This is a genomic window from Psychrobacter sp. UBA3483 (genome assembly GCF_002377905.1).
Lineage (GTDB): Bacteria > Pseudomonadota > Gammaproteobacteria > Pseudomonadales > Moraxellaceae > Psychrobacter.
This window is the reverse complement of sequence record NZ_DFQS01000056.1, coordinates 63268-83757: the sequence shown is the minus strand read 5'-3', so window position 1 is coordinate 83757 and position 20490 is coordinate 63268. Positions and strand designations below refer to the sequence as shown.

Sequence of the window (20490 nt, the reverse complement as noted above, 5' to 3'; positions counted from 1 at the left end):
CGCCAGCAAATAGATTAAGTCATACCTTCATTAGTAAGTAATAAGCCATTTAGTCATTAGTAAATAAAAGGATAGCAATATGGCCGGTCAAACGTTATATGACAAACTTTGGAATGCTCACGAAGTCACCAAGCGTGATGATGGTTCGAGCCTGATTTATATCGACCGCCATTTGCTGCACGAAGTGACAAGTCCGCAAGCCTTTGAAGGCTTAGAGCTTGCCAATCGGGAGCCGTGGCGTCTGTCGGCTAATATCGCAAGCCCTGACCACAACGTGCCAACAGTGACCAAAGAGCGCTTAGAGGGCGTGTCTGGTATTAAAGATAAGGTATCGCGCCTGCAGGTACTGACCTTAGATGAGAACTGTAGCAAGTTTGATATTGCTGAATTTACCATTAATGATGCGCGTCAAGGTATCTTGCACGTAGTCGGTCCTGAACAAGGCTTAGTTTTGCCTGGTATGACGGTGGTTTGCGGTGATTCGCATACCGCTACCCATGGCGCTCTTGGCTGCTTAGCGCATGGTATCGGCACCTCAGAAGTTGAGCATGTACTAGCCACCCAGTGTTTGATTCAAAAGAAATCAAAAAACATGCAAATCCGAGTCACTGGTAAGCTTGGCGCTGGCGTGACACCAAAAGATGTGGTACTTGCTATCATTGCCAAAATTGGCACCGCAGGCGGGACAGGGTATGCCATTGAGTTTGCAGGGCAAGTATTTGAAGACATGAGCATGGAAGGTCGAATGACCGTTTGTAACATGGCGATTGAAGCGGGCGCACGCGTCGGCATGGTGGCGGTCGATGATACGACGATTGAGTATGTCAAAGGTCGTCCTTATGCGCCAACCGAGGAGCAGTGGGAGCAAGCCGAAGCTTATTGGCGCACCCTGTATTCAGATGATGATGCCGTATTCGATAGCGTGATTGAGTTGGATGGTAGCGAGATTGCGCCGCAGGTGTCTTGGGGTACCTCACCTGAGATGGTTGTGGATATCACTCAGTCAGTACCAACCCCTGACCAAGCGGTTGATGAAGCGCAAGAAGAAGGTTGGTTACGTGCTTATACCTATATGGGTTTAGAAGCCGGGCAAAAAATTACGGATATCCAACTTGATCGTATTTTTATTGGTTCATGTACCAACTCACGTATCGAAGATTTACGTGATGCCGCAGCGGTGATTAAAGGGCGTAAAGTTGCCGATAATATTAAAGAAGCGATTGTAGTAGCCGGTTCTGGGCAAGTGAAATTGCAGGCAGAAGCAGAAGGCTTAGATGCCTTATTTACGGATGCAGGTTTTGAATGGCGTGAGCCGGGTTGTTCTATGTGCCTTGCGATGAATGCCGATAAGCTAGAGCCAGGGGAACATTGTGCCTCAACCTCTAACCGTAACTTTGAGGGTCGTCAGGGGAATGGCGGTCGTACGCATTTGGTCAGCCCAGCGATGGCAACAGCAGCAGCGTTGGCGGGTCACTTTGTCGATGTGCGTACGTTTTAATCTTTGACCTTGTACTTTATTTATCAATAATAAATATATTTGATAGGAAATCTTATGCAAGCTTATAACACACAGACGGGTATCGTTTGTCCGCTCGATCGCGCAAACGTCGATACCGACCAAATTATCGCCAAGCAGTTTTTAAAATCTATTAAGCGTACCGGTTTTGGCGTCAATCTATTTGACGACTGGCGTTATCTTGACGAAGGCTATCCGGGTCAAGACAGTAGCACTCGCGTGGTTAATCCAGATTTCGTTCTAAATCAGCCGCGTTATCAAGGTGCAACTATTTTACTGGCACGCCGAAACTTTGGCTGTGGCTCAAGCCGTGAGCATGCGCCTTGGGCACTTTCAGAATATGGCTTTCGCACGATTATCGCACCGAGCTTCGCTGATATTTTTTACAATAACTGTTTTAAAAATGGCATGCTGCCCATCGTTCTAGATGAAGCCATCGTTGATACCTTGATGAAAGCGACGTTTGCCAATGAAGGGTATAAATTAACCGCCGACCTTGAGCGCCAAGTGGTCATCACCCCAAGCGGTGAAGAGTACGCTTTTGAGGTCGATGAGTTTCGTAAGCATTGTTTGCTAAATGGTCTTGATGATATCGGCCTGACTTTGCAACAAAGCGACGCCATCAAAGAATATGAGCATAAAATGATGCAAAAAACGCCTTGGATATTCAATGAGGTTAGAGCTTAGTCTTTACCAAAAACGCTTCATACGAACATCTTAATCGACATAAAAAAGTGCTCAGCGCTAATACAGCGTTGAGTTATGGGCATTAAGTGGCTAAAATGAATGGCAATCTATTTTTTACCTTATTGTATTTTCTTCCTCATAAATAGTAGACGCCATTATGAATAAAACACGTTTTGCTGTATGGACAGGCACGGCTGTTGCCGCAAGCTTATTATTATCTGGCTGTCAATTATTGACGGGCTATCAGCAGATAGACTCAGCAGAGAATGCCAAAGCGTGGACAGGCAAAATAAAACCTGTCGCTGGCGAAGTAAATATCGCCTGCGTGGGGACGTATCATTGTGAAATTGCACGCATTGATCAGACACGTATCATAAGCAGTGACACTCATGAGCCTATCAACCCCGCTATGCTAGTCAAGATACAAGATGCGAATGCAAATGGCAAAAGCCGTGCGGGTAATAAGCAGGTCTTAGCGCCCATTGTTATGGATATGACGCCGCTGACTCACAAAAACGCTATTAAAATTGTTCCTTTGTCAGCGTCTGCTATGCCTGGGCTTACCAATTATTATGCGCGGGTAACACCTGCTAAACGTGAAGTACAGATTAATTTTTATCCAGAAAATAATTTGGGCTACGTCGAGCGTTTTGCAATGATTCACGACTTTATGGAACAAGGTACGTATCAGTTACGTGCTTACCAAAAAAAATCTGGCGCAAATTCAGGTAGCTTGTTAGAAACGGCTTCTCCAGAGCCATTATGTGTCGATCTTTATCAAGGTAATAGCGTCCAGCGCCGTTTTTGTAAAGAGGTAGGGGCTGAGCATCAAGGAGAGTTTGTAGAAACTCGTGTGGTCAAGGCTCCACCTGCTCAAACGCCATCACCAGCAAAAAATAAAGTGAAAACCAAAGCGGGATAGATAAAGTTGGATACAAATAATTATTAAATATCGACTATAGAGCCTGACTTCTTGCGGCGCTCATTGCCCAAGAAGTCGTTTTTTAACAGGATATATAAGCCTGCTAGCAATACGATAAGTGGTAATACCATAAACTAGCAATACCATAAACAACAACTTACTTCCCCATTTACTCACAAGGATTAGTATGGCAACGATTTTAACATTAGCAGGCGATGGCATCGGCCCTGAAATCATGACTCAAGCCGTTGATGTGCTTAATGCTGTCAATAATAAGTTTGAATTAGGCTTAACCCTTGAATCTGGATTGATCGGCGGTGTGGCGGTTGATGCAACGGGTGAACCGTTACCAGAAGAAACGCTTCAACGTGCGCGCGCAGCAGATGCTGTGTTACTAGGTGCTGTGGGTGGTCCTAAATGGGATGCTATTGAGCGCAGCAAACGCCCTGAGCGTGGCTTGCTTAAAATTCGTAGCGAACTTGGATTGTTTGCCAATCTGCGTGTGGCTAAACTTTATCCGCAGCTTGCTAATGCTTCAAGCATCAAGCCTGAAATTATCTCAGGTTTGGACTTGTTAATCGTTCGTGAATTGACTGGCGGTATTTATTTTGGTGAGCCGCGCGGTATTCGTACCCTAGAAAATGGCGAGCAGCAAGGCTATAACACCATGGTTTATAGCACCAGTGAAATTCAGCGTATCGGTAAAGTTGCTTTTGAGTTGGCAAAAACTCGTGCACAAGCAGCAGGTACGCCCGCCAAGGTTTGCTCAATTGATAAAGCAAATGTTTTAGAAGTCACTGAGCTGTGGAAGCAGACGATGATTGAGATGCAGCAAGCGGATTATAATGACGTAGCGTTATCGCATATGTATGCGGACAATGCTTGTATGCAGCTTATTAAAGACCCTAAGCAGTTTGATGTCATGGTCACGGGCAACATGTTTGGTGATATTTTATCTGATGAAGCAGCGATGCTGACTGGTTCTATCGGTATGCTGCCATCAGCGAGCCTTGATGAGGCAGGTAAAGGTATGTATGAGCCTTGCCACGGTTCAGCGCCTGATATCGCCGGTCAAGATAAAGCCAATCCATTGGCGACCATTTTATCTGTGGCGATGATGCTGCGGTATACCTTTAAACAAGAAGCTGCCGCGCAAGCGATTGAGCAAGCGGTCAGTGAGGTACTTGATGATGGCTTACGTACCATTGATATCCTCGATCGAAGCGAGACAGGACTCAAGCAAGTAGGTTGTCAAGAGATGGGGCAGGCGGTATTGGCCAAGTTTGGCTAGTGGGTTCAGCTTTAAAGAGAAGCTGATATTTCTACATCCTAATGATTTTTTAAAACTTAAGCATGATATACCCATAATTTGCCAAGCAAGTTATGGGTTTTTTTATGCCCATATGGCTAGTTTATGCACCGTAACAGACTTACCCAGATAGTCGCAAAAAAAGTCTTTTTTTAACACAGCTACTGCAGGATATAGGTTTAATTAACACAAAGCTGTTATATCCTCACACGCTGATATGTCACTATAAGTAGCTTACTTATTAATTAAAGTAAGGGTTATTTATCTGTAATATTTCTGTATGACATCATAATAATTTAAAAACTATTAAGCTCTAGCCATTGGGCTTTAAATAAGGTTTCTATAAGAAAAGGGCTTTAATAGTAAATTTCTCATTAAATTCTAATAAAAAGAACATCGATTATAATTCTAGGAGTTTTACATGTATAAGGTAACAAAAATCAGTAGTGCCTTAGCGGCGTTTGGTTTATCAACGGCTCTATTGATGAGCCCAAGCTTTGCTGCTACTGATAATACTAAGGATATTAGCCCAGTAACCAATGGCGTCAGTCAAAAAGTTGCCGGTAACAGTAAAGCTGCCACGTCGTTAAATAAGTATTTACCCACGATTAAATATACCACTGAAAATTTGCCAGTGCAGGCGCAAAAGGTAAATAGTGCTACTTGGAAACAAGGAATGAAGAGAGATCGTGAGACTACTACCAAGCTGCAAGCTCTATTAAACTGGAACCAAAATGGCGTTGGTGCAGTTGATGGATATTGGGGTAAAAACACCATCAAAGCCATGCAAGCGTTTCAAAAAGCCAATGGCTTGACGGTAACTGATGCTTTAAATAACGAGACTTGGCAGGCATTGACTAAAAATGACAAGCTGACAACACAGCCAGTATTGGTTCGTTATCAGCTGAGTGAAGCGGATGTCAATATTAAAACCACTACCATTCCCGCTGGCGCAGAAGCCAAAGCCAAGCTCGATGGCATGTATTATGAAAGCGTGACGGAAGGCTTAGCAGAAAAGTTCCATATGAGCGAAAAATACCTTAAAGCGCTCAATCCTAATGCTAAATTTAGCGCCGGCGAAACCATTACCGTTTATAACCCAGGCAATCCTAATACCAAGCCTGTGAGCCGTGTCGTTGCTGATAAAGCGACCGAAACGTTATACGCTTATGACGATAAAAATAACTTAATTGCCAGCTATCCGACTACAGTGGGCAGTACTGCAACGCCCTCACCAACGGGCACACATACGGTAGAAGTAAAAGTACATGAGCCTAACTATACCTATACGGGTGACGATGGCAGTAAGTCTATCATTCCGCCAGGCCCAAACAATCCGGTCGGTCTGGTATGGATAGGCCTGAGTAAGCCTTCTTACGGTATTCATGGCTCGCCAGATCCTGCGCGTATTAGCCGTCAGGCATCAGCTGGCTGTATCCGCCTGACCAACTGGGATGCTTTAGCGCTGTTGGGGGTGATTCAAGATGGGGCTACGGTCGAGTTTAAATAAGAAGTTATTATGTATAGAGTAATAGACTTTTAAAGCTCAGAGCTTGAAATGAAGACAAAAAAATACCGCTAAAATAGCGGTATTTTTTCTATGGCAAAAGCAAAAAACTGATATTACAACCCTAAAATTCGCTAGGCAATAATGAGTAGGTTAGCAATATCATTATTATTATCAGTTAAACCACTCAAGCATTGATATCAATGCAGTTATAACCACTTTAGGTAATAAAAATTTAGTTTTTACCACGGTAAGTAATGCGACCTTTTGATAGGTCGTAAGGCGTCATCTCAACCTTAACTTTATCGCCGGTTAAAATGCGAATGTAATGTTTACGCATCTTACCTGAAATGTGCGCAATGATCTCATGTCCGTTTTCTAAACGAACTTTAAATAACGTATTTGGAAGGGTGTCAATGACTTCGCCTTCAAATTCAATAATATCGTCTTTTGCCATAATTTTTTATCTATCAATCAATTAAAAATAAGACCATATTATACGCAAGTTAGCGCATTAAAGCAATACAGTACCTGATTTTTACTTGACAGCTTGTAAGTGATATGTATGCCTATTTGTATTAACGATGCCCGCTCATTATTTAATCAGGCAGGTTAAGCCAAACAGGCGTTAAAGGCGCGGGTGGCAATAACTGTTGAAAGCGCTCAGGGTAATAGGCATTGATAAAATACAGGCCGTCACCAGAAGCGGTCGGCGGTGCGATGTTACGGTCTTTTTTAGCTAAAATATCTAAAAAGGCGGCTGGCGGCAACTCATGTCGGCCGATAGCATAGAGTGTGCCCATTAGATTGCGCACCATATGATGTAGAAATCCATCCGCTTGAATATCAAAAACGATAAACTGCCCATGCGCAAATAGTCTAGCATGACTGACATGACGCACAGGCTGATTAGACTGACAAGCGGCAGCACGGTAGCTACTAAAATCATGAGTACCGGCAATATCAGCCGCTGCTAATTGCATGGCGGCCAAATCTAGCGGCTCATAAATGTGAGTCACTTGATGATTTAAAATAGCAGGGCGCTGGGCTTGATTAAGAGTGATATAGCGATAACGGCGGGCAATAGCGCCAAAGCGCGCATGAAAGTCAGCGGGCATCGGTTGAACCCAGCGCAGGGCAATATCATCCGGTAATAAGCTATTGATGCCGCGTAGCCAGTTATGGGTAGGGCGATAAGCATGAGTGACAAAATGCGCAATCATGTTACTGGCATGGACGCTCGAATCCGTACGCCCTGCTGCTACCACTTCTACCGTTTCATTGGCGACCTTGCTGATAGCGGTTTCTAACGCTTCTTGAACACCCAACACTTCTCGTTGTCGTTGCCAGCCATAGTAATTTGTGCCTAAAAACTCGATGGCAATAGCTAAGGTATAAATTGCCCGTTTTTCAGTTGCGGTTTCAGTTTGAATGTTGTCACTTTTGATATTTTCGGTCTCAGGTATTGTCATGTTAAAGCTTATAGAGTAATGAACAGTGAATAGTTATTTAGCGCTTCTTGATAGTAGTACCGGCCTGATTGACATTATTTAACCAACGTTGACGCCGTCTGGCCGGGGTATCATAACGCACCAATAACCATAGCAAGCGCGCATAAATCGCGGGAATGGTTAAGCGTCCGCCGGCAATGACGTGATAATCGTATTGCCAACTGCCCGCCGCATAGGTATCACTAACCCCGCCAAACGGACATTGGCTGGCACATATCACCGTGTGACCTTTTTCATAAGCCAGTTGCAATGTTTCTGCTAAAGCTGGCGAATAAGGCACATTGCCAGCGCCAAAACCCAATAAGATAATGCCACAAGGTGGCTGTGATAATAAGGCGCGTAGCTGATTGTTTAAAACGTCTGTATCATTTGGCAAACAGTATAAAGCGTGAACGCGTGCTTGCTCCGCCCGAGCTTTGATAGTGCTGACCAGTGCTTGCTGGTCATCTAGCCAATGCTGGCGGCGAGTATCTGATAAGTTTTTGATATAACTATTGGCCGGGTATGCCGCTCGTGAATGTCCGGTAAACGCCATAAAGTCATGACTATGAATTTTTTGCACGGTTTGTGCAGGCCATGATTCGCCACCAAAGCTAATCTTCACACCTGACTCACCCGCTACCGCCAGTTTTAATGCGTCAGTAAGGTTGTCCCAAGCGTCGCTATGGGAATCAATAGTATAAGCATCCAGCACCTCACTATCGAGTAAGGGGCGCATGCTACCCGTAACGACAACGCAAATATCGCTACTGGCAAACGCTTCAGTTAAAAATGCCCCTAAATAACTTAAGGTATCTGTACCGGTAATTAAAACAAAGCGTTTATAGCCTTGTGCATAAGCCGATAGTAGCAGCCGATAAAAATGAATAAAATCGTTAGGGGTAAGTTGGCTACTGTCTTTAATCAGACCGTTTTCTAGCCAAGATATGGGCGGTAGGTGCGCAGTCGTGTTATGTTCAGCCAGTAATTGTTGCAACGTTGGCAAAAAAACGTCGGCTGATAAGGGCGCTAATGGGCGTCCATAACTACCAAAAGTGCCCCCAGCGTAAATGAGTTGAATAGGGGTAGAAAGTGTTTTTATCATAGCGGAACAGGGCATAGTAGGGGCACAATCAGAGAGTATTGGAAAAGGTGATGATACGAGTAATTTAGCATGCTCAATAGGATAAAAGTTAAATGCAAAAAAAATCAGCAAGTATTCTTATACTAATAGAATACTTGCTGATAGAAGAAAACGCTACTTTTTATGCAGTGCGATCTAGTAGTGCTTGCGCTTGGCTCTGCTGCTCGCTATTACCTTGGTTAATGACCTCTGTAAGTAAACGTTTGGCACTATCATATTCGCCCAATTGCACATATTGACTGGCTAAGTCTAAGGTGACTTGATTGCTGTCTAACGTTTTAACAAAATCAAAGTCCGCGGCAAAACGTGATGAAAAGTCCTTTGTAGTTTCAACCTCAGTATCAGCAGTAAATTCACTTGGAACATTGTTTTCAATTTCGCTTGCAACGTCAACAGGCGTCGTCGCTGTTGGAGCGCTTGCTAAAGAGTCAAAGTCAAAATCGTCATCAATCAAAGTATTGTCATCGAATCTGCCAGTAGTTGGCGCGGCACTAGACGCTACTGTTTCGTTGGTTTGATTGTCTGCCGTATCCACATCTACGAAACTAAGCTCGTCGATGCTATTGCTTTCCGAAGCACTGTTATTCTCTGATGGATGGTCTTCAAGAACAAAGTTGTCAAATTCAAGATCATTCAAGCTATCATCAATAACGGTCGACGTTTCATTTGATAATGTTTCTGTTTCAACAGGTGTGTCGTTATTATCATCTATACTATTGAGAGATAAAGCAAGATTGTCTTCTAATGAGCTGACGTCTGTCATAGACTCATCATTAAGACTCACATTAGTTTCGCTCGTATCTAGCTCTAAGTCTGCTAAATCTAATACGAACGCTTCATCGTCTAATGTCATTTCATTATGAGCATCGCTTAAATCGTCACTAGACAGAGTGGTGGTAGTAGTAGCAACATTTTGTTCAGCTAGGTCGAAATCAAAGTCAAAACCAAGCTCACTCTCATTCTTACCACTGTTGTCATCTGTGTTGGTAACCGTCGACGTTGATAAGCTTTCTGCATCGGCAATATCTAGCTCAATGACAGGCGCGGCACTAGTAGCAGCTGGCACATCAATATCTTGTTCTAAGTCGTCTAAACTCAGGGAAAAATCTTGCTCGCTAGTATCGAAATCATGAGAGGTTTCTAATGTACTATCTGAGCTAGCGGCTAAATCATTTTTATATTCGTTATGAGTGACCGCTTGTTTATTAAGGCTAGGATCGATAGTTGGATCGTTATTCTCGATTTTTTTCGCTGGTAAATCAAAATCGATACTTTCAAAGCCAGTATCTAGATTGTTATCAGCAGGCAAGGCACGTTCAGCCGCTTGGTTTTGTTCTTCCGTCAGCAATGCCTTTAAATCATCAGCTTGCGCGATGCTTTTAGCATCACCATGCGTTTTAATGGAATCATAGACCTTATTAAAGTTATCAGACTCGTCTATTGTTGCGTATACTGCTAAGAGTTTAAGAGTTAACTGATTGTCATTTGGTCTTTCAGTGAGACCGCGCTTGAGAGTTTCAATGGCTTTATCATAGCGCTGTTGCTCCATAAAACGCTGTGCTATCTCAATATGATCAAATCGCTTATCATTATCGATATTAGCTTGAGTATTAGTACCTTTAACGGCAGTATGTTTCGGTAACGTTGCAGCTTTATCTGCTTTGATACTTGGCTGTGTTGGTGGTTTTTGCGCTTTGTTTTTGCGCATGACTAACACCGCTATTAGTACAATGAGTACTAATCCGGCGATAATGTATAGTATGTAGTCCATAGTTACTCCTGCGCTCATGATCATTGTTGGAGCATAGTATATTGATCAGTTAGGCGACTATTGATTGCGTAATTTTTCGAGACGAGCTTGTAGCTCCGCCAGTTTTTGGTTTTGTAATTGCAGTTTTTTAGTATAACTGTCAAGCGTACTGTTAGTCTTTGATAAACGCTGCGCTTGGTCTGCGGTACTTTGTCTTGATGACTTAAGAATATCTAACACATCTGTACTAAGTCCATTGCCCGCTGCCACGCCTGCTTTGGTTTTAGTACCGTCAGCGCTGCCACTATGACCAGGAGCAATTACGGAAAACTGGGCGGTTGGTAGTTTCTGCGTTTTCTTGATGGCTAGCGTCTCATTGCGTTTTGCCGCTTGAGCTTTCTCAGTTTGTGTTTTAGATGCCGCTTTAGAAATAGTATCTTTTTTGATAACAGACGTATTTGCATTTCTACTATGCTTTCTTTGTTCGCCGATGGCTGTCTGTAGCTTTTTTTGCGATGGCACGACATCGTATTTAGGTAGGCTCAACTGTGCATCGGCCTTGAGCTGATTTGCATTTTTATTAATAAAGGCGTTGGGGTTTTGTGTTTGAATCTCGTTCATAACAATTTGTACGTCAAGATTGTTTTTTTCTGCGATTTGCTGAGCAATAACCCATAAGTTATCGTTGCGTTGTACTGTATAGTTGAACTCAGAGCCACTAGCATCATCAGGGCTGATGCTAGATATGTCAGTATTAGAACCGAGCGTAGAGATACTATTAGAAGAATTGTTATTATAAGGAATGGTGTCATTAGCAACGGTGTTAGCGGTTGATAGACTATGATCTGACATTGGTGACATTGGTGACATTGGGGTAGAAACGATAATGTCAGAGTTTTTTGCCTTGTTTTCTTTATTTGCACGATTAGGCTGTATTTGACGGATAATCTGAATGTTTAAGATGTCAAGCTCAAACGGCGTATTATTAATTGGAGTCGCAGCATTAGGACTGTTCAGAGCCACAGTTGGACTCGTGTTCGTATTATTTGTAATGGGTACAGTAAAGTTATTATTTGAATTGCCATCATTATTTAAACGATTAGTGTCTGACTGATCAGTGGCATACACCGTATTATTGCCTTGTACAGTAGGCTTGTTTACTTCTGTGGACGTCAAAAGCAACGGCGGAGGAGTTCCTTTTGTAACTATTAGTGGCTGAGCATTAGTAGCAGAAACTGTAGGCAAATTAGGTTTCTTTGCGGCTGTCACGCTATTTTTTGAAGGATTAATGGGCAAGCTGCCATCAAGAGGCATAAGCAATGTCTTAGGGATAACGCTACGCTGCGCACCATCATTAATGGCTAACACCACATCGGCAAAAGGCTTAGAAACAGGTTTTGTGGTTGTAATAAAGACCTGTCCACTAGTGGCTGAAGTAGGCTGGAAACGAACCGTCATTGAGTCAGTTGGGCTCAAGCCCATTTGCTGGTAAATGCTAGAGTCCGCTAAACTTGCAGTAAAATCGGGCGTTTGAATGTTAGTAACCATAATACTGGCTACTAAAGGTTCATGCTGAGCCGAAGTAATGATTGTCTTACCCATGGTAGCCGCTTGGGCGTTAGATATAAGGGCGGCATAACTGACTGAATAAAGCAGTGCCATTGATACTGAGCGATGTAGCTTAGTCAGACGATAAGGTAAATGACAAGACATGGGCAGCCCTTTATAAATAAGTGTTATCTATGCTGTTATAACAAAATAGCGTTTAGTTTACCAGTTTATTTCGCCGCCGTTATAAACAATATAATTATTGTTTGCTTGATGTTTATGCTTGCACATTTACTTTTTTATCAAGTAGCATGGCGTCGCCGTAGCTAAAGAAGCGATATTGGTTATCAATAGCATGTTGGTAAGCTTGTTCAATCGCGGCTTTACCTGCAAATGCAGACACTAACATGAGCAATGTAGACTTTGGCAAATGAAAATTCGTAAGCAGTTTATCTATCACACCAAATCTAAACCCAGGATAAATAAAGATATCAGTATCGCCCGCCCAGCTAGAAAGCGCTTGTCCATTAACCGCTGTTTTTTGGTAAGCGGTCTCAAGGACGCGGGTAACCGTGGTGCCAATTGCAATAACCTGTTTGCCATTAGCATGCGTTTGGTTGATGAGATCAGCGGTGGCTTGAGGCAGGTGAGCGTATTCGCTATGCATAGTATGGTTAAGTAAGTTGTCGGTTTTTACTGGCGCAAACGTACCAGCGCCTACATGTAAGGTAACAAAAGCAGTATGAATACCTTTAGCAGCCAATTTATCTAACACGAGCTCATCAAAATGTAAGCTGGCCGTTGGTGCTGCAACGCTGGCAAGCTTAGCTGGATCATGAAAAACGGTCTGATAACGGGTGTTGTCAGTCGCATCGGCGTGGCGCTCAAAGTAGGGTGGAATAGGTAGCTCACCATAACGCTCTAAATCCGGCAAAATAGGGGCTTCAAAAGCCAAGATAAACAAATTATCTTGACGACCAATCACCACAGCTTGCATATGACCATTTGCAATTTCTAGCCGTTGTCCAGTTTTTGGTGCTTTACTGGCTTTAACATGACAAAGGGCGATATGTTCTTTATTAATTGCCTCTTTGTCCGTCGTTCCTAGCTGTAAGACTGTGCTATCTAAATCTGAGATGTTAACCAAACGCTCAATAAGAACTTCAATCTTACCGCCCGTGTCTTTTTGCCCAAATAAGCGTGCTTTCATAACCTTGGTATCATTAAAAACAATTAAATCGCCCGCGTTTAACAAATTGGGCAGCTCAGAGAATTGTTTGTCTATAATCTGGCTGTCACTATTTTTTTGCTGATTTGTGGCTAAATATAGTAACTTTGACGCCGAACGCTGCGCTAGAGGATAACGAGCAATTAAGCTGTCCGGCAATTCATAATCATAATCCTCAACACTTAGATATTCTAAAACCTCGGTTTTTTCATCTAGCGTTTCATTGATGCTTTTGATGCTACTTTTATCAAAGTTCTTTTCAATAGTATTGGTGCAAGTCGTATCTAATTTTACAGGTTGAGAATCAGTCATAGTCAGTCTTTCAGTAGATAGAGATTTTGACGTAATTGTAGCAGAAATGCAGTTATGAAAGAACGTTTTCCTAAGCGGCTAACAGTCATGTTAATATTAAGGAGCTATAAAATAGCCTAAGTAGAAATATATAAATGCTGAATACTCAGCATTATTCCTACAAATAAAATGCCCTTATTCAAACAGATCTAACTGTGGCAAGATTTGAGTAGCGGGCATCAATGAAGAAAATGTCACACCGACAAGCCTGATAGGTAGTAAGCGTGGAATATCTAAAAACAACCTATCAAGCCAATAATGGGCAGATTCGGCGCTATCAAAAGCGGTAGATAAGGTATGTGAGCGCGTAACTTGGGTAAAGTCAGCGTATTTTATTTTGAGCGTGATGGTATAGGCGATAAGCTGTTTTTTGCGTAACTGATTAAAGGCATCGGTATTTTGCTCATAGATTTGTCTACGTAGCTCATCATCATGACTCAAATTATCTCTGAAAGTCGTCTCAGAGCCAACCGACTTGTGCGTACGCTGCGATTTGACAGGGCGTTCGTCACGACCATGAGCAATATCGTGGTAAAACTGACCACGCTTGCCAAACTCATTGACCAATAGCGCAGCGGGCGTACGTCGTAGGTCAGCGCCATTACTAATCCCCATCGCATGCAAGCGCCGAGCAGTCGCTTTACCAATACCGTGAAAACGCTCAATTGGCAGCGTGCTAATAAAGGCGTCGGCCTCCGCTGGCGTGATAACCGCCGTGCCATTGGGTTTATTAATATCAGAAGCAATTTTGGCGAGCATTTTATTAAATGACACGCCTGCAGAAGCATTGAGTCCTGTCTGTGCCAAAATCTGTGCCCGCAGCCAATTTGCCATTAGCGTGGCTGAGCCGTGATGTACGCTTAATCCTGTCACATCAAGATAGGCTTCATCTAATGATAAAGGTTCAACCTGCGGCGTTAAACGGTGCATGATACGGCGAATATCTTGACTGACCGCGCGGTAAACCTCAAAACGCGGCTGCACAAATATGACTTCGGGGCAACGTTTACGCGCCTCATAACATGACATGGCGGAGCGTACGCCAAACTGACGCACCTCATAACTTGCCGCCGCAACCACGCCGCGACCATTTGGATCCCCACCAACGACTAAGGGCTTGCCGCGCAGTTCAGGAAAGTCGCGTTGTTCCACACTGGCATAAAAAGCATCCATATCGATATGAATAATTTTACGAGGAGTAGGTTGAATAAGAGCGGTCATAACCACTATTTTACCTGATTTTATGATGAGTTTTAGCCTCTATTGCTAATAGAAATTATAAAAGACTGAGCTTAATTTTAGGCTCATTATTTTATTTATCCTTGAATAAGGCGCATCTTGTAAAAAAGTATAAATTTATACCGCTTGTCCTTGAATACCTACCGTCCGTCGGGAATGCTGCTTTCTATGTTACAGTTTTGCTACTAAAGTTCTACACTAGAGTTTCTATAAAAATAAGGAGTTGTTAATTAATTTAACGACCCATGTTGTATTGTTTTTAATAAAATAGGAGGTTGTTAGAGCTCGCGTCATTCTTATGGATTGAGTAATGCTAAAGCAGGATAGCTAAGGAGCTTGGTATGAATAATGAGCTAAAAGGGAGCGATTTAACCCGCGCGCTACTTAAACGAGGTAATAAGCGAGTATGGTGTGCGGTCGATGATGAAAGTGATGAAGAGGCCATAAAAGATCAATGTGGTAATGACTTTACCGCCTATATTGTGTCATTTAAAAATGGCTGCTTTTATTGTAGTGGGGGCATGTCATGGCTATTTGCCGTACCTATTAAGATAGTGGCGGTCACGCAAGAGGAGATGAAAATTTGAGCAGCGACGTACATAAAGAAACTAGCTATTTTCGATAACCTCTAAATTGGGGTTTATCCTCATTTAGAGGTTATTTTTTTTAAGGTTAAGCGTTTGGTGCATCAGGTTGCAGCATCGGGTCTGCATCAGCAAATGCTTTAAGGGTGCGGCAATGGGCGTCGATTTGGACGATATTGGGATAAGGGTTTAAGTCTACTTCAAAGCGCCGCGCCGAAGAAACTTGCGGGATCAAATAGCAATCTGCAAAGGTCGGACTGTCACCGTAGCAAAATTTCCCGCGGCTATTATCACGACTGTAATCTTGAGCCAAGCGTTTTTCTAACGCAGCAAAACCCTCACTTATCCAGCGATTACACCATTTTATGACCTCAGCTTCATCTACCGACAGCTCATTGCGTAGATATTGTAAAACACGGCGGTTATTAAGCGGATGGATATCACAGCCAATCATTGCGCTTAACGCCCGTACTTGCATACGCCCCGCAGCGTCTTTAGGCAATAATGGATTTTTAGGATAAACCTCTTCTAACCATTCTAAGATAGCGGGACTTTGAAATAACAGCAAATCATCGGCTTGTAAAACAGGCACCAATCCTTGTGGATTAAGCGATAAAAATTCGTTTTTTAATTGTTCATCTTGCGCCAAATTAATCGCAATATAATCATAATCTAAGCCTTTTAGGTTCATCGCGATACGCGTACGGTAAGACGTGCTACTGCGAAAATAGCCATAAAATGTCATCATTATTTATTCCTTTTATTATGTTGTCTTGTTGGGTATATAAATGGGTATAATTATTGATAAAGTAAATAATTAATTGAGCAAAACATGCCCGTATCTGAAAACCTGCCAGACAATCCTACTACCAATAAAAACCAAGGTGGCGTGCAGTCACTTGAGGTTGGATTGTCGGTGTTAGATGTTCTTATCGATCAAAATAAGCCTATGATGTTAAAGGACGTCGCTCAAGCTGTACAGATGCATCCAGCAAAGTGTCATCGCTACTTGGTCAGTCTTATTCGTAAAAATTATGCACGTAAGCTCAGTGATGGGCGTTATGGACTTGGCGCTCGAGGAAATTCGCTTGGGCATGCGGACTTCAATCAACACAACCTATTAGAGCGCCTGACGCATGTGGCAACAGAGATTAAAGGCACGGTAAACTGTGCGGTTCAAATCGCCAAATGGTTCAGCGAAGGTCCGATTATCATTCAATCGGTTGAGCCTGATAGCCCGATTAGTATCATTACTCGTATCGGTTCACGTATGCCGCTAACGACGTCGGCAACAGGGCAGCTGTTTGCCAGTTATCAGCCAGAAACGATTATTAAGCCATTGGTTATCGCTGAATGGCAGACAAATGATAAAGACATTATCGCAGAGCGATGGCAGAATTTTAACCAGTTGCGCGCCAAAATTCTTACCCAAGGCTATGCCACAGTTACCGGCGATATGTTAATGGGGATTAATGCCATTACCATTCCAGTGCTTGTGCCGCCACTAGAAAGCAATACCTCGACCACTAATCAGCCGCTTAGCAACAATCAACTATCTGCTAATGACAAACCATCTGCTGAAAGCTTGCCATTAGAATATGCCATTACTATCATTGGTACCACCGAGCAGTTACCGATGAGTGAGCAACATAACGTGGTCGAGCAAATACTAGCCATTGCGCGACGCTATCAAATAGCTTAGTCAAGACGCGCTTAGCTCTTTACTTTCGCCACTTAACTGCTGAATAAAGTAAGATTTAACCATTCCATAAATTAATGCTGTTACTCACCAACGGGCGCCACGTCTCTTGCTTCAGCGAGTTCCTCTGCGTGTAAAAACTGCGTATGAACGGGCGCACGTTTGGTGCGCGACCATTCATCTAGCATCTCGTGTTTCATCTCTTCCGTAATCATCGAGACTTTTTCTTCTGAGGTACTATCATCGTAGGTAAGTTCCATACGATGGCCATTAGGATCAAAGAAATAGATAGAATGAAAAATACCGTGATTGGTCACGCCGACTACGTCGATGCCATTTTCTTCTAAATGCTTTTTTGCCGCCATTAACGCATCGCGGTCTTTTACCTTCATGGCTAAGTGTTGCACCCAGTTTGGCGTATTGGGGTCAAAACCCATTTCAGGTTGATTGGGCACTTCAAAAAACGCCAAGACATTGCCATTACCGGCATCTAAAAACACATGCATATAAGGGTCAAAGGCTTTGGTCGAGGGGACATGGTCCTCAGCGAATGCTAAGATAAAATCCATATTGAGATATTTTTTATACCATTCAACGGTTTCTTTAGCATCCTTGCAGCGATAGGCCACGTGATGGATTTTTTCAATTTTAAAACTCATATCAAACTCCTTTTGATAAAGCGTCCAACTTAATTGGCTGTCAGCATTTCGCTAAACTAAGTAGTGATAATTGTCTAACAGCCTAAGTAATTTTTTTACGCTTGTCTGATTTGTAATTACTTTATGAAATAGACTTATTTGTCAAAATCAAAGCTAAGCGCCGGCAAGACCTTGCCGCGTACCTCACCAAAGCCAACACGAATGCCGTCTTTTTCGCTATAACCTTTCATAATCACGGTATCGCCATCTTCGATAAAGCTGCGCGTTTCGCCGCCTTTTAAAGTGACGGGTTTGGTGGCATTCCAAGCAATCTCTAACATTGAGCCATAAGAGTCTGGCGTCGGTCCCGAAATCGTCCCTGAACCCATCATGTCACCAACTTCTACTTTACAGCCGGTGATGGTGTGGTGGGTGAGCTGCTGCGCCATGGACCAATACATATATTTAAAGTTGGTTTCACAAACCACGGTTGCTTCATCGCTATTTTCAGGCAGGAGTTCGACCGATAAATGAATGTCAAAGCTATTGTTGCTGTCTTTTTCATTGAGATACGCCAGTGGTTTTGGCTCTTGCGTTGGGCATGCGATTTTAAACGGCGTTAAAGCGTCCATGGTTACAATCCAAGGTGATACCTCAGAAGCAAAAGTTTTGGCATTAAAAGGACCTAAAGGCACGTATTCCCATTTTTGAATGTCGCGGGCTGACCAGTCGTTGAGTAGCACCATGCCAAAGATATGATCCGCGGCTGCATCGACTGCAATCGGTTGACCGATATCATTGCCACGACCAACGACAAAGGCGGTTTCAAGCTCAAAATCCAAACGCTTACAAGGTAAGAAAATAGGACGCTCATCAGCATTGGGTTTTAGCTGACCCGATGGGCGTATCACATCCGTGCCACTAACGATAACGGTACTGGCGCGGCCATTGTAACCGACTGGCATTTCCGTCCAGTTAGGCAATAGAGCGTTCTTTGGGTCACGGAACATGGTACCGACGTTGGTGGCGTGTTCTTTAGAAGAGTAAAAGTCGGTAAAACCGGGCACTTGCACGGGTAGGTGCATAGTGACGTCTGCTTGCTTAAACAGGACTTTTGCCTGCAAGTCGGCATTGTCGCGCAAGGTACCATTATCACTAGACAACAGCGTTTGAATGGTGGTGCGCGCCTTGGTCCAGTTGTCGCGACCAGAGTCAATAAAGGCGTTTAAGGTTGGCTGATCAAAGTATGGGCCGCCAGTCAAACTTAATAACCCTTCTGCTTCGAGTACCGACAAGTCTAATACCTGCTCACCAATAGCAACACCTGCGCGACGGTTATTATCAGCAGAATCTTTGGTATCACTAAAAATACCATAAGGCAGGTTATGAATAGAGAAATCAGAATCGGCAGCGATATCGATAAATGAGGTGAGGTCTTTGTCAATCGTTGACATGGGGTGCTCCTTGCTAAAGCATGTATATAATTACGTTATATTTAACTACTTACGTATAATGTAATTTATAGCCAAATAGATTGCAAGGTTTTTTGTGCAGTGTTTTTTATACATTTTTTTAGAAAGTGGCAGACATAAAAAAAGGCTGAATCATGACTCAACCTTTTTAATCACATATTTTTTCTAAAATTACGCTAGAGAGTTAGTCTTTTAAAACGTCAGCCATGGCATTGGCTACATAGTCGATATTACTGGTATTTAAGCCTGCCACACACATACGTGAGTTCGAAACCATATAGATACCATATTTGCTTTGGAGTTTTTCAACCTGTTCAGGCGTCAGACCGGTAAAGCTAAACATACCATTTTGCTCAGTTAAGTAATCGAAGTTACGGCCAGGGACTTTTTCTTCCAATACCGATTTGAGCTTTAAGCGCATGGCTTTGATACGGTCACGCATGGCATAAACTTCGCCAACCCATTGCTCATGTAGCGCTTCGTCGTTCATGACGATATCGACCACGCGGCCGCCATGTGATGGTGGGCTTGAATAGATGCGACGCACGGTCGCATTTAGCTGACCAAAAACGCGCTCAGCTTCGTCAGCGCTCGGGCACACGACCGATAGACCGCCGACACGCTCACCGTAAAGTGATAAGTTTTTAGAGAATGAATTACTGACAAATACGGGTAGGCCCATCTCGACTGCTTTACGGATAGCGTAAGCGTCGCTGTCCATATCTTCGCCAAAGCCTTGGTAAGCGATGTCCATAAATGGAATCAATTCACGCGCTTTAATGACAGTTAGCGTGGTATCCCACTGTTCACGAGTCAAATCCATACCGGTCGGGTTATGGCAGCAAGGGTGCAGCAAGACGACATCGTTTTTGTTCAAAGTTTCAAAAAATGCAATCATTTCATCAAACTTAACACTGCTGGTTGCTTTGTCGTAGTACGGATATTTACCGACTTCGACGTCCGAGCCTTCAAAGATAGCAATGTGATTGCCCCACGTTGGGTCGCTGACGTAGCACTTAGATTGAGGGAACCAGTCATGGATAAACTCTGCGCCGACTTTTAACGCACCAGAACCGCCGATAGTGGCGATGGTGGCAACCAAACCGTCTTGTAAGATTTGCGCGTCTTTACCAAACAGTAGTTCTTGGCAACCTTTACGGTGTCCTGGTAAGCCTGACATTGGCAAGTACGGACGAGGAGAGATAGGGTCGGCAATGCGCTCTTCAGCCGTTTTGACACACTCAAGGACAGGCAATTTGCCATCCTCATCATAATAAACCCCAACGCCCAAATTGACTTTATCTGGATTGGTGTCAGCGGCAAATTTGTCCATCAATCCTAAAATCGGGTCACCGGCATAATAATCGATACGTTCAAACATTTTTTTTCCTTACAAGGGAGATGAG

18 protein-coding genes are annotated in these 20490 nt (G+C 43.3%); 7 read left to right on the top strand and 11 right to left on the bottom strand.

Annotated elements, in window-relative coordinates; translation table 11 throughout:
* Window positions 1-79: 79 nt before the first annotated feature.
* The 5 genes from leuC to B2866_RS10430 all read left to right on the top strand — a co-directional run bounded on the left by leuC (window position 80) and on the right by B2866_RS10430 (window position 5944).
* Complete coding sequence (gene leuC, locus B2866_RS10450) at window positions 80-1498, top strand: 3-isopropylmalate dehydratase large subunit (protein WP_296193815.1); 1419 nt, start codon at window positions 80-82, stop codon at window positions 1496-1498.
* 54 nt (window positions 1499-1552) lie between these two features.
* Window positions 1553-2203, top strand: a complete 651-nt coding sequence (gene leuD / locus B2866_RS10445; RefSeq protein WP_296193813.1) for a 3-isopropylmalate dehydratase small subunit — start codon at window positions 1553-1555, stop codon at window positions 2201-2203.
* 157 nt (window positions 2204-2360) lie between these two features.
* Window positions 2361-3125 carry a hypothetical protein gene (locus tag B2866_RS10440; RefSeq protein WP_296193810.1) on the top strand — a complete coding sequence of 255 codons (765 nt, stop codon included), beginning with the start codon at window positions 2361-2363 and terminating at the stop codon, window positions 3123-3125.
* 187 nt (window positions 3126-3312) lie between these two features.
* The gene (gene leuB / locus B2866_RS10435) at window positions 3313-4416 is read left to right on the top strand and encodes a 3-isopropylmalate dehydrogenase (protein ID WP_296193808.1); all 1104 of its coding nucleotides are present in this window, start codon (window positions 3313-3315) and stop codon (window positions 4414-4416) included.
* Between the two features lie 439 nt (window positions 4417-4855).
* The gene (locus B2866_RS10430) at window positions 4856-5944 is read left to right on the top strand and encodes a L,D-transpeptidase family protein (protein ID WP_296193805.1); all 1089 of its coding nucleotides are present in this window, start codon (window positions 4856-4858) and stop codon (window positions 5942-5944) included.
* Window positions 5945-6176: 232 nt separating this feature from the next.
* Here the strand turns inward: B2866_RS10430 and infA are convergent, their stop codons facing one another.
* The 7 genes from infA to dinB all read right to left on the bottom strand — a co-directional run bounded on the left by infA (window position 6177) and on the right by dinB (window position 14673).
* Window positions 6177-6398, bottom strand: a complete 222-nt coding sequence (gene infA, locus B2866_RS10425; protein ID WP_021814850.1) for a translation initiation factor IF-1 — start codon at window positions 6396-6398, stop codon at window positions 6177-6179.
* Between the two features lie 142 nt (window positions 6399-6540).
* Window positions 6541-7413: a tRNA pseudouridine(38-40) synthase TruA gene (truA, locus tag B2866_RS10420; RefSeq protein ID WP_296193802.1), complete on the bottom strand. Its 873-nt coding sequence runs from the start codon at window positions 7411-7413 to the stop codon at window positions 6541-6543.
* A 37-nt stretch (window positions 7414-7450) separates the two neighbouring features.
* On the bottom strand, window positions 7451-8536 hold the full coding sequence (locus B2866_RS10415; protein ID WP_296193799.1) for an asparaginase: 1086 nt from the start codon (window positions 8534-8536) through the stop codon (window positions 7451-7453).
* Window positions 8537-8696: 160 nt separating this feature from the next.
* The gene (locus B2866_RS10410; RefSeq protein ID WP_296193798.1) at window positions 8697-10346 is read right to left on the bottom strand and encodes a FimV/HubP family polar landmark protein; all 1650 of its coding nucleotides are present in this window, start codon (window positions 10344-10346) and stop codon (window positions 8697-8699) included.
* Window positions 10347-10403: 57 nt separating this feature from the next.
* Window positions 10404-12038: a type IV pilus assembly protein FimV gene (locus tag B2866_RS10405; protein ID WP_296193797.1), complete on the bottom strand. Its 1635-nt coding sequence runs from the start codon at window positions 12036-12038 to the stop codon at window positions 10404-10406.
* 112 nt (window positions 12039-12150) lie between these two features.
* Window positions 12151-13413: a tRNA preQ1(34) S-adenosylmethionine ribosyltransferase-isomerase QueA gene (gene queA / locus B2866_RS10400; protein WP_296193794.1), complete on the bottom strand. Its 1263-nt coding sequence runs from the start codon at window positions 13411-13413 to the stop codon at window positions 12151-12153.
* Window positions 13414-13587: 174 nt separating this feature from the next.
* Window positions 13588-14673 (bottom strand): DNA polymerase IV, encoded by a 1086-nt coding sequence (gene dinB, locus B2866_RS10395; RefSeq protein WP_296193792.1) that lies wholly within the window; start codon window positions 14671-14673, stop codon window positions 13588-13590.
* A gap of 359 nt (window positions 14674-15032) precedes the next feature.
* On the opposite strand from dinB, the gene B2866_RS10390 reads away from it, so the two are divergent.
* Window positions 15033-15278, top strand: a complete 246-nt coding sequence (locus tag B2866_RS10390; RefSeq protein WP_296193788.1) for a hypothetical protein — start codon at window positions 15033-15035, stop codon at window positions 15276-15278.
* Window positions 15279-15363: 85 nt separating this feature from the next.
* Here B2866_RS10390 and maiA read toward each other — a convergent pair whose 3' ends face one another.
* Window positions 15364-16020 (bottom strand): maleylacetoacetate isomerase, encoded by a 657-nt coding sequence (gene maiA, locus B2866_RS10385; RefSeq protein WP_296193840.1) that lies wholly within the window; start codon window positions 16018-16020, stop codon window positions 15364-15366.
* Window positions 16021-16107: 87 nt separating this feature from the next.
* On the opposite strand from maiA, the gene B2866_RS10380 reads away from it, so the two are divergent.
* Complete coding sequence (locus B2866_RS10380; protein WP_068405595.1) at window positions 16108-16977, top strand: IclR family transcriptional regulator; 870 nt, start codon at window positions 16108-16110, stop codon at window positions 16975-16977.
* A gap of 80 nt (window positions 16978-17057) precedes the next feature.
* Here the strand turns inward: B2866_RS10380 and B2866_RS10375 are convergent, their stop codons facing one another.
* The 3 genes from B2866_RS10375 to B2866_RS10365 all read right to left on the bottom strand — a co-directional run bounded on the left by B2866_RS10375 (window position 17058) and on the right by B2866_RS10365 (window position 20465).
* Window positions 17058-17633 carry a VOC family protein gene (locus tag B2866_RS10375; protein WP_296193784.1) on the bottom strand — a complete coding sequence of 192 codons (576 nt, stop codon included), beginning with the start codon at window positions 17631-17633 and terminating at the stop codon, window positions 17058-17060.
* A gap of 134 nt (window positions 17634-17767) precedes the next feature.
* A complete protein-coding gene (gene fahA / locus B2866_RS10370; protein ID WP_296193837.1) occupies window positions 17768-19057 on the bottom strand; it encodes a fumarylacetoacetase in 1290 nt (429 codons plus the stop codon).
* Between the two features lie 211 nt (window positions 19058-19268).
* Window positions 19269-20465, bottom strand: coding sequence for an aromatic amino acid transaminase (locus tag B2866_RS10365; protein WP_296193781.1), 1197 nt, complete (start codon window positions 20463-20465; stop codon window positions 19269-19271).
* Window positions 20466-20490 lie beyond the last annotated feature (25 nt).